General features: G+C 71.8%; 14 protein-coding genes. 7 read left to right on the plus strand and 7 right to left on the minus strand.

Going from position 1 to position 15,592, the window contains the following annotated elements; all coding sequences use genetic code 11:
* Positions 1-179: 179 nt before the first annotated feature.
* The 3 genes from ABD901_RS39450 (at position 180) to ABD901_RS39460 (ending at position 2,275) form a co-directional block, all read left to right on the plus strand.
* Positions 180-1,226 carry a Rieske 2Fe-2S domain-containing protein gene (locus ABD901_RS39450; protein WP_345135339.1) on the plus strand — a complete coding sequence of 349 codons (1,047 nt, stop codon included), beginning with the start codon at positions 180-182 and terminating at the stop codon, positions 1,224-1,226.
* Positions 1,227-1,237: 11 nt separating this feature from the next.
* On the plus strand, positions 1,238-1,864 hold the full coding sequence (locus ABD901_RS39455) for a tRNA-specific adenosine deaminase (protein WP_345135341.1): 627 nt from the start codon (positions 1,238-1,240) through the stop codon (positions 1,862-1,864).
* A gap of 132 nt (positions 1,865-1,996) precedes the next feature.
* A complete protein-coding gene (locus ABD901_RS39460) occupies positions 1,997-2,275 on the plus strand; it encodes a hypothetical protein (RefSeq protein WP_345135343.1) in 279 nt (92 codons plus the stop codon).
* 31 nt (positions 2,276-2,306) lie between these two features.
* On the opposite strand, the gene ABD901_RS39465 is transcribed toward ABD901_RS39460, so the two are convergent.
* The 6 genes from ABD901_RS39465 to ABD901_RS39490 are packed head-to-tail and all read right to left on the minus strand — an operon-like array spanning position 2,307 to position 9,209.
* Complete coding sequence (locus ABD901_RS39465; RefSeq protein WP_345135345.1) at positions 2,307-2,972, minus strand: DUF3592 domain-containing protein; 666 nt, start codon at positions 2,970-2,972, stop codon at positions 2,307-2,309.
* A 56-nt stretch (positions 2,973-3,028) separates the two neighbouring features.
* Positions 3,029-3,859 carry a transglutaminase-like domain-containing protein gene (locus ABD901_RS39470; RefSeq protein WP_345135348.1) on the minus strand — a complete coding sequence of 277 codons (831 nt, stop codon included), beginning with the start codon at positions 3,857-3,859 and terminating at the stop codon, positions 3,029-3,031.
* A 35-nt stretch (positions 3,860-3,894) separates the two neighbouring features.
* On the minus strand, positions 3,895-5,598 hold the full coding sequence (locus ABD901_RS39475) for a glycoside hydrolase family 13 protein (RefSeq protein ID WP_345135350.1): 1,704 nt from the start codon (positions 5,596-5,598) through the stop codon (positions 3,895-3,897).
* On the minus strand, positions 5,595-6,440 hold the full coding sequence (locus ABD901_RS39480; protein WP_345135353.1) for a sugar ABC transporter permease: 846 nt from the start codon (positions 6,438-6,440) through the stop codon (positions 5,595-5,597). Before ABD901_RS39480 ends, ABD901_RS39475 begins: the two co-directional genes overlap by 4 nt.
* Entirely contained in the window at positions 6,437-7,960 is a 1,524-nt protein-coding gene (locus tag ABD901_RS39485) for an ABC transporter permease subunit (protein ID WP_345135355.1), read from the minus strand. Before ABD901_RS39485 ends, ABD901_RS39480 begins: the two co-directional genes overlap by 4 nt.
* Before the next feature lie 4 nt (positions 7,961-7,964).
* The gene (locus ABD901_RS39490; RefSeq protein ID WP_345135358.1) at positions 7,965-9,209 is read right to left on the minus strand and encodes a sugar ABC transporter substrate-binding protein; all 1,245 of its coding nucleotides are present in this window, start codon (positions 9,207-9,209) and stop codon (positions 7,965-7,967) included.
* A 154-nt stretch (positions 9,210-9,363) separates the two neighbouring features.
* Between ABD901_RS39490 and ABD901_RS39495 the strand changes: the two genes are divergently transcribed.
* The 3 genes from ABD901_RS39495 to ABD901_RS39505 all read left to right on the plus strand — a co-directional run bounded on the left by ABD901_RS39495 (position 9,364) and on the right by ABD901_RS39505 (position 14,207).
* The gene (locus tag ABD901_RS39495; RefSeq protein ID WP_345135531.1) at positions 9,364-10,368 is read left to right on the plus strand and encodes a LacI family DNA-binding transcriptional regulator; all 1,005 of its coding nucleotides are present in this window, start codon (positions 9,364-9,366) and stop codon (positions 10,366-10,368) included.
* Between the two features lie 31 nt (positions 10,369-10,399).
* Positions 10,400-11,950 carry a glycoside hydrolase family 13 protein gene (locus ABD901_RS39500; protein WP_345135360.1) on the plus strand — a complete coding sequence of 517 codons (1,551 nt, stop codon included), beginning with the start codon at positions 10,400-10,402 and terminating at the stop codon, positions 11,948-11,950.
* Between the two features lie 133 nt (positions 11,951-12,083).
* Positions 12,084-14,207 carry a carbohydrate-binding module family 20 domain-containing protein gene (locus ABD901_RS39505; protein WP_345135363.1) on the plus strand — a complete coding sequence of 708 codons (2,124 nt, stop codon included), beginning with the start codon at positions 12,084-12,086 and terminating at the stop codon, positions 14,205-14,207.
* Here the strand turns inward: ABD901_RS39505 and ABD901_RS39510 are convergent.
* Entirely contained in the window at positions 14,188-14,709 is a 522-nt protein-coding gene (locus ABD901_RS39510; RefSeq protein WP_345135365.1) for a MarR family winged helix-turn-helix transcriptional regulator, read from the minus strand. The genes ABD901_RS39505 and ABD901_RS39510 overlap by 20 nt on opposite strands.
* A gap of 57 nt (positions 14,710-14,766) precedes the next feature.
* Here ABD901_RS39510 and ABD901_RS39515 point away from each other — a divergent pair, with 57 nt between their 5' ends.
* Positions 14,767-15,564, plus strand: a complete 798-nt coding sequence (locus tag ABD901_RS39515) for a hypothetical protein (protein WP_345135367.1) — start codon at positions 14,767-14,769, stop codon at positions 15,562-15,564.
* Positions 15,565-15,592 lie beyond the last annotated feature (28 nt).

The following is a 15,592-nucleotide window of genomic DNA, read 5'->3' on the forward strand; positions in this document are numbered from 1 at the left end:
GCATCCGGACGGCGACGGGAGGTGGGTCGTGACCGCCGCGCACGCGCAGGGCGTGGACGCCCGCCGCCGCGTCCACCGCACCGCCTGGACCCGCGGGCGGATCGCGCACGGCTGAGCACGGCCGCGATGGGCCGCGCCCATCCCTCGCCGTTGCCACCGATGCCTCCGGGAGCCCTGCCGTGTCCGTGACACAAACCCCCTCCGCGGCCGCGCCGGCGCCGCCGCGTGACTGCACCTTCGACCCCGCCGACTGGGCGATCCTGGCCCGCGGCTGGTATGCCCTCGCCCGGGCCGAGGACGTCGGCACCGCTCCGCTCGCGGCGACGCTGCTGGACGTGCCTCTCGTCGTGTACCGCACCGGGTCCGGCATCGTCGTCGCCGACGACCTGTGCCCGCACCGGGGCGTGCCCCTCTCGCTCGGCACCGGCGACGGCACCACCATCGCCTGCGCCTACCACGGGCTGCGCTTCGGCGCGGGCGGCGCGTGCGTCGCGATCCCCGCCGACCCCGCGGCGAAGGTCCCGGCCCGGATGCACCTGCGCACCTACCCGGTCCTCGAGCGCTACGGCCTGGTGTGGACCTGCCTCGACCACCGCGGCGGCGGTGTACCGCCGATGCCGGGCTGGGACGAGGCCGGCTTCCAGCGCGTGACCTGTCCGCCGTTCGACGTTGCCGCGTTCGCCGGCCGGCAGGTCGAGGGGTTCCTCGACGTCGCGCATTTCGGGTTCGTGCACCCGGGCACGTTCGGCGACCCGGACAACCCGGTCGTCCCGCCGTACAACCCGGTCGCCACCGCCGACGGCTTCACCGTCGACTACTGCTCGACCGTCGCGAACTACCCGCACGGCGCCGGGCAGCGCGCCCCCGACGGGTACCGCTGGCTGCGCCGCTTCGCGCTGCACCTGCCGTTCACCGCCACCCTGGTCGTGCACTTCCCCGACGGCGGCCGCCTGTGCATCATGAACGCCGCCACGCCCGTCTCGGCCCGCCGCACGCGCATGTTCGCGCCGATCGCGAAGGACTTCGCCACCGCACAGCCGGCGAGCGAGATCTTCGCCTTCAACCTGCGCGTCTTCGAGGAGGACCGGCGCGTCGTGGAGGCGCAGCGGCCGGAGAACCTGCCGCTCGACCCGCGCATCGAGGTCAACATCGCCGCCGACCGCAGCTCCGTGGCGTACCGCCGCGGACTGAAGGCCATGGGCCTGAGCCACTTCTTCACGGCCTGAGGGGGTACCGCATGCAGCTCGCCACCACGCACTTCGGCGCCCGGCTGCCCGGCTGGGTCGCCGCCGAGCTCGCCGCCGTCGAGCCGTCGCTGCCCGATGTCGAGGCCCGGATGAGCCTCGCGCACCGCCTGGCCCGGCGCAACCACCTCGAGGGCACCGGCGGCCCGTTCGCCGCCGTCGTCACGGACGCCGCCACCGGCGCCGTCCTGTCCGTCGGCGTCAACCTGGTGCTGGCCAGCGGCCTGTCCGGGATGCATGCCGAGGTCGTCGCCCTCTGCCTGGCCCAGGCCGGCGCCGCCACCTGGGACCTGGGCGCCGCCGGCCGCCCGCCGGTTGAACTCGCCGTGAACTGGCGCCCCTGCGCGATGTGCTACGGCGCCGTGCTGTGGTCCGGCGTCGCCCGCCTCGTCATCGCCGGCGAGGGCGACGAGGTCGAGCACCTCACGGGCTTCGACGAGGGCCCCATGCGCCCCGACTGGAAGGAGCAGCTCGCCGCCCGCGGGGTCGAGGTCCGCACCGACGTGCTGCGTGCCGAGGCCCTGGCCACGTTCCGCGAGTACGGCGAGCGCCCCGACGTCATCGTCTACAACGGCGGCGGCCGCGGCCGCTCGACTCCCGCTGCGCCGCAGGTCCGGTAGCCGGTGGAACGAGCCGGCCATAGCGATCACGAACACCGAGACGACGGCCAGTGCGAACACGGACAGCTGGCTCGTGATCAACGACCCGGCCGAAGGGGTGGGGTGACACCCCGGCAGCTAGGGTAGGAGGATATGAGCATCTACTCGGGGCCGGCACGGCTCATCCTCGCCGACGGCACACGGGTGCCGGGCACGGCCTCGCTCAAGACGAACCAGCACGGTCGTCCCGCCGGCTGGGGTGGCACGTTCCGGCCCGACGAAGCCACCGCCGCCGTCCGGGCCGCGGGCGACGGCCTGCAGATCGAGCTGCCGTACGAAGAGTTCGGTGACGTGGCGGTGACCGGCACGCGGCGTCTGCTCGCCACGCAGATCCTGATGACGTTGGCCGGCCGCGGCCCGGCGCCGTTCTAGCGCAGCCGGACGCGCCCCGCCCGCATCGTGTTCAGGCCTTGCGCCAATGGCGCGAGGCCTGGCTGTTGATGACTCGCCGGCCGGCGGGCACCACGACGAAGTAGCCGGCCACGATGGCGCCGATGCCGATGGCGAACGGCCAGCCCGCGTACGGCGAGCGCTCGGCCAGGACGACTTCGCGGTAGCCGGGGTCCGGGTCGTGGAGGATCTGGACCGGGTCACCCACGTGCAGCCGGGAACCGTCGCCGCGTTCGGTGCGCAGGTCTCCCTCGCGGAGGCCGTCGCCGGTCCGGAAGCTGACCGTGATGGTGCTGCCGTCGATGTCGGCGACGGTGGCCTCGGTGGTGACGCCGTAGCGATCCAGGCGCCATGAGCCGTATATACCGATGATCGACGTTCCCGCCAGGCAGAGGAAGACCGCGGTGAGCACGACCCAGCCGATCCGCAGCAGCACCTTGTCGATCTTCCAGCGCAGCCGGTCGTTCTTCGCCTTGGACTGGTGGCGGCCCTTCAGCAGCCAGTGCCACGAATACGCCGCGGCGATCACGAACAGCAGGCCGAAGAACCCGGGAATGATCGCGGCCCCGGGCCCGGCGATCACCGCCAGGACGATGCAGAGCAGCAACAGGCCGTTGGTGATGGCCACATACGCATACGGGTGGCGCCCCCACCAGCCGAGATCCGACCCACGAGCCATGCTCACGATGATGGATGACCGAGGCAAATGACACCCGGCGGCAGCGCGGGGCGGGGCTACGGCGCGCTGGACGGGGCGGGGATGCGGGGGTCGCTCGCGTAGGCGGCTTCGCTGACCGGAAGTGGGCCGCCCGCGGCGCTCACGGCCGCCACGCGGTCCAGCAGGTCCAGGTCGGCGTGGGGCAGCTCGTCGTAGTGGACGGGGATCAGGCCCCAGTTGTCCCACGGGAGGGTCTCGGCGCGGTTCAGGGCGGCGAGGTCGCGCAGGACGTTGCCCTGGATCTCCCACATGCCGGTCAGGCCGGCGACGGCGACGCCGAACGTGGACGGGTCGTGGGCGCCGGTGCGGCAGTCGCGCCAGGCCTGGCCGCCGACCAGGAAGGCGTCGCGTGGGACGTCGAGGGGGTCGAGGCCGGCGGCGGTGTTGTAGGTGCCGGGTGGGGCGCCGGCGACCTGGGCGTCGACCAGGTGCCACGACGACGTGGCGGCGGACCAGGTCTCGACGACCCAGTGGTCGTCGTAGAAGCCCTCGGTGAAGTAGCCGGCGAAGCCGGCGCGGGCGCGGGCGGGGACGCCGGCGGCGCGCAGCAGGGCGACGAGCAGGACGGTGAAGTCGCGGCAGGTGCCGGCGAGGCGCTCGGACGGCTGGCGCTCGTCGAGGGAGCCGAGGCGGTCGAGCATGGCGGACACGGTGCGGGTGTTGGCCTCGTCGCGGCGGTGCTCGGGCAGGGTGAAGCCGAAGCGCCAGGTCCAGTCGCGGTGGACGATCAGGCCGCCGACCAGCTTCGCCAAGGCGGCGGGGTCGGCGGGCCGGTCGTCGAGCAGGTTGCGGTGAGCGCCCGGATCGGTCGCCGCGCTGTGCGTCCGGTAGTACTCGAGCTCATCCATGACCGCACAGTAACGCCGGGGTACGACAAAAAACGCTACGAGGGACAGGACCAGATCTGCACGGTCGGGCCGTCCCCGGGCAGCTCACCGCGCAGTTCGGCGCCGCCGTAGAGGTTCGTGGCCTCCGAAATTGGCATGGGGAGCGGGGCGCCGGGGGCGCGGCGGGCCAGGATCAGGAGGCGCTCGTCGTGTGTCTCGCGCCAGAACGCCACGGCGTCGGCGCTGACGTGGGCGAAGCGCAGGCCGCCGCCGCGCAGGGCCGGGTGCTTGCGGCGCAGCGACAGCAGCCTCGAGTACCACGGCAGGGTCTGGATGCTCGTCCGCCACGGCATCGGGGTGCGGGACTGCTCGCCGAACGACCCGGTGAGGCCGAACTCGTCGCCCGCGAACATCATCGGGACGCCCGGCAGCGTTGCGAGCAGGCCCACGGCGACCTCCATCCGGCCGAGGTCGCCGACGACCGTGCGGATGCGGGCGGTGTCGTGGCTGCCGAGCAGGTTCCAGGAGTGGATCCACGAGCGCCAGCTCATCGTGGCCATCATGGCGCGCATGGTGGCGACCATCGCGTGGCCGTCGCGGGCCGGCACGCCGCCGGGGACGCCGAGGAAGTCGGGCAGGTCCAGGTCGTCGGCGCGCAGCCAGGTCCACAGTGGACGTAGGAAGCCGGCGTAGTTCATGGTGCCCTGCCAGCCGTCGGCATCCAGGTCGGGGCCGGCGCCGTGTGCGTGCTCGGCGACGAGCAGGGCGTCGGGGCGGGCGGCGCGCACGGACTGGGCGATCAGGCGGGAGACCTCGTGGGTGAGGTCGTCGCCGTCGCGGCGGCCGGTCATGTTGGCCACGTCGATGCGCCAGCCGTCGAGGTACCGCAGCCAGCGCCGCACGATCGAGTCCGGGTCGGTGACGAAGCGCTCGCGCAGCCGCGCCGAGTGCCAGTTCAGCTTCGGCAGGCTGGGCACGCCCAGCCAGGACTCGTAGCCGCCGTCGGCGCTCATGTAGTACAGGTCGGGCTGGTCGAACCACGGGTGCTCGACGCCGGTGTGGTTCGTGGTGAGGTCGCCGACCAGGCGCATGCCGCGGGTGTGCAGGGCGTCGGCGAGGCGGCGCAGGGCCCGGTCGCCGCCGAGGAGCGGGTCGACGCGGTCGAAGGCGACGGCGTCGTAGCGGTGGTTGGAGCGGGCCGGGAAGAACGGGGTCAGGTAGACGGTGTCGGCGCCGAGGTCCTGGATGTGGTCCAGGCGCCGGGCGATGCCGTCGAGGTCGCCGCCGTAGAACTGCCGCGACGCGTCGGGGCCGCGGCCGACGACCGGGTCGTCCCACTCGCGGCGCACCGCCCAGTCGGGGGTGGCCGGCGCCGTCGCGGAGCGGGCGAAGCGGTCCGGGAAGATCTGGTACACGATCGCCTCCCGCGTCCACGGCGCCGGGCCGGGGTGCGCGACGAGCCGGAAGTCCGTGTCGTCGGGGACGTCGTGCGCGAAGCGGCCGAGGACGGTGTACCAGTCGCCGTCGACGATGAAGCGGTACCGCGTGACCGGGTTGCGCACCAGCACGGACGCGCGCCACCACAGCTCGGCGCCGCGCCGCTCGGCCGAAGCGGCCGTGAACCGCGGCTCACCGTCCTCGACGGACCGGACGTGCACCGAGCGGACGGACGGCCCGGTGCGCAGCCAGACGTCCACGTTGGAGCCCAGGCGCGGGTTCTGGTCGGGCACGTGCAGCGCCGACCCGTCGTGGTGCATCATCCCTTCACCGCCCCGCTCGTCAGGCCCGTCACGATGTAGCGCTGCAGCGCCTGGAACACCACGACCGTCGGGATAGCGGTGAGCAGCGAGCCGGCGCAGAACATGCCGAAGTTGGCGTTGCGCTTCTCGGCGACGAGGCCGTAGAGGCCGACCGCGAGGGTCTTGGCGTCGTCGCTGCGCAGGAACACGTTGGCCAGCAGCACCTCGTTGATGGTGCCGATGAAGCCGAGCAGGGCGGTGACGGCGAGGATCGGCGCGACGAGCGGCAGCATGACGCGGAAGAAGACCTGCGCGTGGCTGGCGCCGTCGATGACCGCGGACTCGTCGAGCTCCTTGGGCACGGTGTCCAGGAAGCCCTTCATGAGCCAGGTGTTCACGCCGAGGGCGCCGCCGAGGTACAGCAGCATCAGGCCCCATGGGCTGTCGAGGCCGAACGGCGGGTAGTAGTCGCTGACCCCGGCGAAGATGATGTAGATCGTCACGACCGACAGGAACTGCGGGAACGTCTGGATGAGCAGCAGCGTGACGAGGCCGACGCGCCGGCCGCGGAAGCGCATGCGGGAGAACGCGTAGGCGGCCAGGATCGACAGGAACACGCCCGCGGCGGCGGCCAGGCCCGCGACGAGGATCGAGTTGAGGTACCACCGCGGAAAATCGGTGTTGCGGAACAGGTCGGCGAAGTTGCCCAGCCCGGCCGCCTCGGGCACGAGGCCGGTGGAGCTCAGGGTGCCCAGCGGGTTGAGCGCGGCGGAGACCACGAAGACGATCGGGAACAGCGAGAAGACGACGGCGGCGACGCCGGCGGCATGGCGCCACCCGACGGTGCGAACCCAGGCGGTCACGCGTAGACCTCCTCCTGCTTGCGGCTGCGGCGGAAGCCGACGACCGAGATGAGCGCGACGATGGCGAAGATGTAGACGGTGATCGCCGCGGCGAAGCCGAACTCGGCGCCGGAGCCGCCGAACGCGAGCCGGTAGGTGTAGGTGATGAGCAGGTCGGTGGCGCCGACGCTCGAGTCGCCGGGCGGGAACGGCGCGCCCTCGGTGGTGAGGTAGATGGCGTTGAAGTTGTTGAAGTTGAACGCGAACGAGGAGATGAGCAGCGGCGTCAGCGCGACGAGCAGCAGCGGCAGCGTGACCCGCCGGAAGCGCTGCGAGGCTGTGGCGCCGTCGATGGAGGCGGCCTCGGTCATCTCCTTCGGGATGGCCTGCAGCGCGCCGGTGGCGACCAGGAACATGTACGGGTAGCCCATCCACAGCTGCACCAGGATGACGGCGAGGCGGGCGGTCCAGGGCGAGCCGAACCAGTCCACGTGCAGGCCGGTGATCCGGTTGATGAGGCCGAAGTCCTGGTTGAACAGGTCGCGCCAGACCAGCAGCATGGCGAAGGACGGCATGGCGTACGGCAGGATGAGCAGCACCCGGTAGATCCCGCGCCCGCGCAGCTTGTCGGAGTGCAGGGCCAGCGCGCAGGCCAGCCCGAGCGCGAACGTCACCAGCACCGACGCGACCGCGAAGGAGACGTTCCACACGAGGGTCTTCACGAACGGCCCGGCGATGCGCGGGTCGCTCACGACGCGGGCGAAGTTGTGCAGGCCGACGTTGACCTTCCAGCCCTGGGCCAGGTGCTCGCCGCCGGCGCCGACGAACTCGCCGCTGCTCTCGTCGGCGAACCACTTCGCGCCGCTGGCCCGGTCGGTGATGCAGTCGCAGCCGGCGTCGTAGAAGCGGGTCGCCTGGCCGGTATAGGCCCGGGTGAGCCCGGAGGCGCGGATCGCGCCGCCGGTGGTCGGCACGGCGAAGGCGAGGACCTCGTCGTTGCGCTGGGTGGCCTGGCCGAGGTCGAGCAGCTCGAAGCCGTCGGCCGCGGTGATCCGCCCGGCCGTCACGGTCACCTGGCCCGGCGCGAGGTCGTGCAGGCCCTCCGCGTCGCCGACGAAGGCCTTGCCGTCGGAGGACAGCAGCAGGAACTTCAGGCCGCCGTCGTCGAGGGCGACCGACAGCGCGTACTCCGTCGAGCCGGGCACCTGCTGCACGGACGCGCTCTGGATCGCGGTGATCGCGTCCTGCTTGCTGCCGCGGTGCCCGTCGCCGAAGTTGGTGAACGCGGTGGTCACGGTGAGCAGGACCGGGACCACCTGGAAGGCCAGGAGGAACAGCACCCCCGGGACGAGGTACTTCGCCGGGACCGGCCGCGGCGACAGGTAGATCGCGAAGATCAGCCCGGTGACGACGACGAGGACGGCGAGCCATCCCCACGCGTGGGCGTCGGCGAGCGGGAAGGCGGCGTACACCGCCAGCGCCAGGGCGAGCCCGAGGACCGCGATCTTCACGACGACGCCCCGGGGGTGCAGATTCGTCATGGCGTTACTTGTTGATCGCGTCGGTGATGGTCTTGGACGCGCCGGTCAGCGTCGTGTTGACGTCCGCGCCGCCGATGATCGCCGACTCGGCCTTGCCGAACGGGTCCCACACCGCGGCCATCGCCGGGATCGCCGGCAGCACGGCGCCGCCCTTGCCCGCGGTGAGCCACTTCTCGATGTCCGGGTCGCTGCCCTTGACCTGGTCCAGCGCGGCGGTCAGCGCCGGCGGGCGCGGGTTGGCCTGGTACAGCGCCACCTGCAGGTCGGGCTTGGTGAGGTAGTTGGTGATGAACTCGTTCGCCAGGGCCTTGCTCTTGCCCTTGCTGGCCACGTAGAACGCCTGCACGCCGACGAACGGCTGCGCGGGCTTGCCGCCGGCGAAGGCCGGGATCGGGGTGATGTCGTACTTGATGCCGGCCTTCTTGATGTCGGCGACGGCCCACGGCCCGGAGATGAGGAACGGCGCCTTGCCGCCGGTGAAGGTCGGGATGGCGTTGTCGCTGTTGACCGAGCGGGTCAGCGCGCCCGAGCCCTTCTCGCCCAGGGCGGCGATCTTCTTGAACGCCTCGACCGAGGCGGGCTTGCCCACGCCGAGGTCGGCCGGGTCGTAGTCGCCGTTGGCCTTGGTGCCGAACAGGTAGCCGCCGGCCGAGGCGAACAGCGGGTAGATGTGGTAGGCGTCGCCGTTCGTGCCGACCTGCAGCGACATGATGTTGCTGACCTTGCCGGCGTCCTTGAGCGCCTTGCCGGCGGCGACCAGGTCCTCCATGGTCGCCGGCGCGGTCGGCGCCAGGTCGGTGTTGCGGATCAGGGCGAGGTTCTCGATGGCGTACGGCACGCCGTAGACCTGCCCGTTGAAGGTGACGGCCTTGACCGCGACGTCGGCGAAGCCGGACTTCTGCGAGTCCGAGAGCTGGATCGGGTCGATGGTGCCGTTCTGGACCAGGTTGCCGATCCAGTCGTGCGCGCCGACGACGATGTCCGGGCCCTTGCCGGACTGGGCGGCGGTCACGTACACGGTCTGCAGGTCCTTGGAGACCGCCTGGACCTGCACGTCGACGTGGTTGGCCTTGCCGAAGGCCTCGGCGAACGGCTTCAGGGCGGCGGAGCGCTGGTCGTCGGCCCAGATGGTGAGCGTCGCCGTCGGTCCCTGCGTGGAAGAGCTTGCGGGCGATTTCTCGGAGCCGCAGGCGGTGAGGGTCAACGCGGCGAGGGCGAGCACGCCGACGACGCGCAGCGGAATGCGCATGAAGAACTCCAGGGGAATGTGGGCCGGCAAGGGTCAGAAGGGGTGTCGATCGATTGCCGGTGGCGCAGACCGTAGCAAGGAGTTGCAGCGAATGAAAGAGCTTCCAGTCGACTTTCATTTTGGCCGTCGGGCCCCTTACTCTCGTCCCATGGCCATGGACGCTCCACGAGCTCGCCTCGCTGACATCGCCCGGCAGGCGGAGGTCAGCGAGGCCACCGTCTCGCGGGTGCTCAACGACCGGCCCGGGGTCAGTGCGGACACCCGGCACGCGGTGCTCACGGCGCTCGACGTGCTCGGTTACGAACGCCCCGAACGTTTGCGCAAGCGCAGTGCCGGCCTCGTCGGCCTGGTGACCCCGGAGCTGGAGAACCCGATCTTCCCGCTCTTCGCGCAGGTCATCGAGTCGGCGCTGGCGCGCTACGGCTACACCCCGGTGCTGTGCACGCAGACACCGGGCGGCGTGACCGAGGACGAGTACGTCGAGATGCTGCTGGACCGCGCGGTCGCCGGCATCATCTTCGTCTCCGGCCTGCACGCCGACACCACGGCCGATCACGACCGCTACCGCAAGCTCATCGACCGGCCGCTGCCGATCGTCATGCTGACCGGGATGGGCGAGCTCGAGGCGCCGTGCTTCTCCTGCGACGACGCGCGGGCCAGCGCGATCGCCGTGGACCACCTGGCCTCCATGGGCCACACCCGCATCGGGCTCATCTCCGGCCCCGAGCGGTTCCTGCCGGTGCAGCGCAAGACCAACGGCTACCGCGAGGCGATGCGCCGCCACGGCCTGGAGGAGCACATCGAGCTGTCGCTGTTCGGCGTCGAGGGCGGGCACGCCGCCGCCGACCGGCTGCTCGAGCGCGGCGTCACCGGCCTGGTCTGCGGCTCGGACCTCATGGCGCTCGGCGCCGTGCGGGCCGCCCGCGGCCGCGGGCTGTCGGTGCCGCGCGACGTGTCCGTGGTCGGCTACGACGACTCGCCGCTCATCGCGTTCACCGACCCGCCGCTGACCACGCTGCGCCAACCGGTGCGCGCGATGTCCAACGCGGCGGCGCAGTCGCTCATCGACGCGATCAACGGACAGCCCAGCCCGCACTCGGAGTTCATGTTCGCCCCCGAGCTCGTGGTGCGCGCCTCGACCGGCATCGCGCCCCGCTAGAAGCCCCAAAACGCCACTTGAAGGGACCACTATGCCCGAATATCCGGACAAATGGTGGCGTAATGCCGTCATTTATGAGGTGTACGTCAGGAGCTTCGCCGACGGCAACGGCGACGGGATCGGCGACCTCATCGGCCTGCGCGAACGCCTGCCGCACCTGGCTGACCTCGGCGTCGACGCGATCTGGCTGACGCCGTTCTTCCGCTCCCCCATGGTCGACGGCGGCTACGACGTGTCGGACTACCGCGACGTCGACCCGTCCTTCGGCACCCTCGCCGACTTCGACGCGATGCTCGCCGCCGCGCACGGCCTGGGCCTGCGCGTCATCATCGACGTGGTGCCCAACCACACCTCCAGCGCCCACCCGTGGTTTGCGCAAGCCCTGCAAGCCCTTCCGGACGACCCCGCCCGGGCGCGGTACCACTTCCGCCCGCCGGCCCCCGACGGCGGGCCCCCGAACGACTGGGAGTCCGTCTTCGGCGGCCCGGCGTGGACGCAGGTCGCCGACGGCGAGTGGTACCTGCACCTGTTCGACCCCGCACAGCCGGACCTCAACTGGGACAACGCCGACGTCCGGTCGGAGTTCGAGTCGGTACTGCGGTTCTGGCTCGACCGCGGCGTCGACGGCTTCCGCATCGACGTCGCACACGGCATGGTCAAGGCCGACGGCTACCCGCACGCCGGCACCAGCGGCCAGATCGGGCTGCTCGGCCGCCGGGTGCTGCCCTACTTCGACCAGGACGGCGTGCACGAGATCCACCGTGCCTGGCGCAAGATCCTCGACTCCTACCCCGGCGACCGCATGGCCGTGGCCGAGGCGTGGGCGTCCAGCCCCCAGCGCCTGGCCCGCTACACCGCCCCCGACGAGCTGCACCAGGCGTTCAACTTCGAGTTCCTGCAGGCCGACTGGGCCGATCCGGCCGCCGTGCGGGCCGGCATCGACTCGTGCATCCACGCCGCCGAGTCCGTCGGCGCGCCGACCACGTGGGTGCTGTCCAACCACGACGTGCGCCGGCACCCGACCCGCCTCGGCTCCCTCGCCCGCGCCAACGCCGCCGCGCTGCTCATGCTGGCGCTGCCGGGGTCGGCGTACGTGTACCAGGGCGACGAGCTCGGCCTGCCCGAGGTCCTCGACCTGCCCGCGGACGCGCGCCAGGACCCGGTGTGGTTCCGCTCCGGCGGCACCGACCCCGGCCGCGACGGCTGCCGCGTGCCGCTGCCGTGGACGGCGGCGGCGCCGGCGCACGGGTTCTCCGCGACCGGCGAGGCGTGGCTGCCCCAGCCGGACTGGTCCGGCCTGGCCGCCGACGCGCAGGCCGCCGACCCGGGCTCGACGCTGCAGCTGTACCGCGCCGCCCTGCGCCTGCGCCGCGGCCTTCGCGGCCCGTTGCGCTGGAACGACAGCCCGGCCGGCGTGCTGGACTTCAACCGCGGCGACCTGCGGTGCGTGGTGAACCTCTCCGGCGACCCGGTGCCGTTGCCCGCCGGGGAGGTCGTGCTGGCCGGCGGCACGATCGACCGCGACACGCTGCCGCCCAACGCCGCAGTGTGGATCTTTGCAAGAACTGCCGGATCTTTCTGATCATTTCCGCAGCTCAAGGACCTTGCGAGAACTGCCCGGCGGGCAAATCTTGCAAGGTCCTTGACATTGTGTTTCACCGCGGAACAGGCTCTGCGTCAATCGCTCCTCCGCTACCGCCATTCCGGAGGCTCCTGTGCGCCTACCCCGCCTGTCCAGAACCGTCTCCCGCACCCTCGCCGCGGCCGCCGGCCTGCTGCTCGTGTCGGCGGCGCTCGCCGCGCCGCTGCTGTCCGGCGACCGCAAGGCCGAGGCCGCCACCGGCACCAACGACGTGATCGCCAACCTGTGGCTGTGGCCGTGGACGTCGATCGCGACCGAGTGCACCAACGTGCTCGGCCCGGCCGGCTACGGCGCGGTGCAGGTCGCCCCGCCGGAGGACTCGATCAGCGCCGCCGGCCACCCGTGGTGGGACATCTACCAGCCCGCCGCGTATGACCTCAACGGCCGCATGGGCACCCGCGCCCAGTTCAGCGCCATGGTGAGCGCCTGCCACGCGGCGGGGGTCAAGGTGTACGTCGACGCCGTCATCAACCACATGACCGGCGCGAACCAGTCCAGCACCACCGCGTACGGCGGCGCGAGCTTCACGAACAACTACAGCTACCCCAGCGCCGGCTACAGCTCCTCGGACTTCCACTTCTACCCCGCCGACTGCCCGCAGCCGGACAACCAGATCCATGACTACAACAACCAGGCCGAGGTCTGGAACTGCCAGCTGGTGGGCCTGTCGGACCTCAAGACCGGCACCGACTACGTGCGCACGAAGATCGCCGGCTACCTCAACGACCTCATCTCGGTCGGCGTCGACGGGTTCCGGGTCGACGCGGCCAAGCACATGGCCCAGGCGGACCTGTCGGCCATCAAGGGCAAGCTGAGCAACCAGGACGTGTACTGGGCGCAGGAGGTCATGCCGGGCGGCTCGGGCAACCTGGCCCCGTCGGCGTACGAGGGCATCGGCGGCGTGCTGGAGTTCAACTACGCCACCAACCTCAAGAACCAGTTCAACGGCAGCATCGCCAACCTGCAGACGTTCGGGCCGAGCTGGGGCCTCGAGCCGAGCGCGAAGTCCACCGTGTTCGTCTCCAACCACGACACCGAGCGCAACGGCTCCACCCTCAACTACAAGGCCGGCGCCACCGACACCCTCGCCAACGTGTTCATGCTGGCCTGGAACTTCGGCACGCCCAACGTGATGAGCTCGTTCAGCTTCAGCAACAACGACGCCTCGCCGCCCGCCGACGGCAACGGCTACGTGACCGCGGTGAGCTGCGGCAGCGGCTGGGAGTGCCAGCACCGGCAGCGCTCGATCCGCAACATGGTCGGGTTCCACAACGCGACCCGGGCCGACACCACCGTTGGCAACTGGTGGTCGGACGGGTCCAACGCGATCGCATTCTCCCGCGGTACCAATGGATGGATCGCCATCAACAACGGATCCGGTGCACTCTCGTCGCGCACCTTCAGCACCGGCCTGGCGGCGGGCGTCTACTGCGACGTCATCCACGGCGACTACAACGCCGCCGCGCAGACCTGCTCCGGACCGACGGTCACGGTCAACGGCAGCGGCCAGGCCACCCTCGGCGTGGCGGCCAAGGACGCCGTCGCCCTGCACGTCAACGCCCGCGTCGGCGCCGGACCGACCTCGACGCCCACCGCGTCGCCGACCCCGACGGCGGGCGGCGTGTCGTTCACCGTCACCGGCGCGCCGGCCGGCAACCCGATCTACCTCGTCGGCTCGGTGGCCGCGCTCGGCTCCTGGAACACCGCCAGCGCGCTGCCGATGACGGCCAGCGGCTCGTCCTGGACCCGCACGGTGACGCTGCCGGCGAGCACGGCGATCGAGTACAAGTTCATCGCGAAGGACTCGGCCGGCAACGTGACGTGGGAGCCGGGCAGCAACCACACCTACACGGTCCCCGCTTCGGGCACCGGCACCATCAACACGACGTGGAACGGCTCGTCGGCCACCAACCCGGCGGTCACCTTCAACGTCAACGCGACCACCACCTGGGGCCAGAACGTGTTCGTCGTCGGCTCGATCCCGGCGCTCGGCTCCTGGAACACGGCGAACGCGATCGCGCTGTCGTCGGCGGCCTACCCGGTCTGGTCGGCGACGGTGACGCTACCGGCGAACACCGCCGTGGAGTACAAGTTCATCAAGAAGAACAGCGACGGCTCGGTGACCTGGGAGAGCGGCGCCAACCGCACCCTGAACACCGGCACGTCGGCGCAGACGGTCAACACGAGCTGGAAGTAGGCTCGCCGCCCTCGGCGGCCAGCACCATCTTGCGCAGGAGGTCGGCCAGGACCTGACGTTCGGCCGGCGTGAGCGCGGCGAGCAGTGCCCGCTCGCCGCGCTCCTCCTCGCCGAGGTGCCGCACGAGTGTCTCGTTGCCGGCCGGCGTCAGCCGCACGTGGACCCGCCGCCGGTCCCCCGCGTCGGACTCCCGCACGATCCAGCCCGCCTCCTCGATGGCCGCCAGCCGGGCCGACAGCGCGCCGCGGGTCAGCCCGAGCAGGTCCGCCAGGCGCGATGGGCTCTGCGTATACGGCGGGCCAGCCCGCCGTAGCATCAGCAGCACCTTGAACTGCCAGTGCTGCAGCCCGCCGGCCTCCAGGACGTCGCGGCGCCGCTGCGTCTGCTGCCGGCCGAGCACCGCGAGCCGCATGAAGATGGCCTCGCCGACCGGGTCGAGGTTTTCGAGCTCGCGCACCCACACCGCGACCTGTTCGTCGACCGTGTCCTGCTGCTCCGCCATGCCGGCAGCGTACTAGTTTTCTTGTGGATAGTTTTTTCGATTACTACCGTCGTCCGCATGATCCCTGTAGAGACCATCATCGGGGCGGCCCGCGACCTGGCCGTCGCCGGCCGCTGGGACCGCGCCGCGACCCTGCTGGACGCCGCGATCGCCGCCGTGCCCGAGGACGACGCCGCGCGCGGCAACGCGGCCCGCCTGGCCCTCGCCGCCGCCGACGTCGCCGTCGACGCCGGCTGGTTCACCGGCGGCGGCGACGAGGGCGCCCGGCTGTCCAAGGTGGACGAGTACGGCCTGGACCCCGCGCAGCGTTGGGACCTCGAGTTCGCGTGGCTGCGCTACGAGTACCGCCAGCACCTCGGCCGGCCCGACCGCAACGTGCGCCACCAGGGCGAGCGCCTCGCCGAGACCGCACCCGACGAGCGCCGCCGCGGCTGGGCACACCACTACCTCGGCCTCATCACCGACAACCTGTTCGACGAGCGGGCCGACGCACCCGCCCACTACGAGGCCGCCCTCGCCCGCTCCGGCGGCGACGACCTGCTGCGCCGCGAGGCCCTGCGCCACCTCGGCGACCACGACCACGAGGCCGGCGAGCACGACCTGGCCCTGTCCCGCTGGCGCGAGGCGACCGAGGCCGGCGCCCGGGCCGGCGCGGTGCCGGGCACCCTGTCCCAGCAGCTGCTCCTGGCGGTGCTCGCCCGCGACGCCGGGGACGAGGCCGGCGCGGCCGCCCTGGCCGCCGAGGTGGCCCGCTGGGCAAACGCGATCGGCGCCGCCCGCACCGCCGCACAGGCGACGGCGTTCCTCGCCGGCGTCGACCCGACCCAGCCCCCGCCGTCCCCCGAGGACTCGTGACGTCGAGTCCGACGGCTGGAGGAGTGCG

Source organism: Dactylosporangium darangshiense (assembly GCF_039537565.1).
Lineage (GTDB): Bacteria > Actinomycetota > Actinomycetes > Mycobacteriales > Micromonosporaceae > Dactylosporangium > Dactylosporangium darangshiense.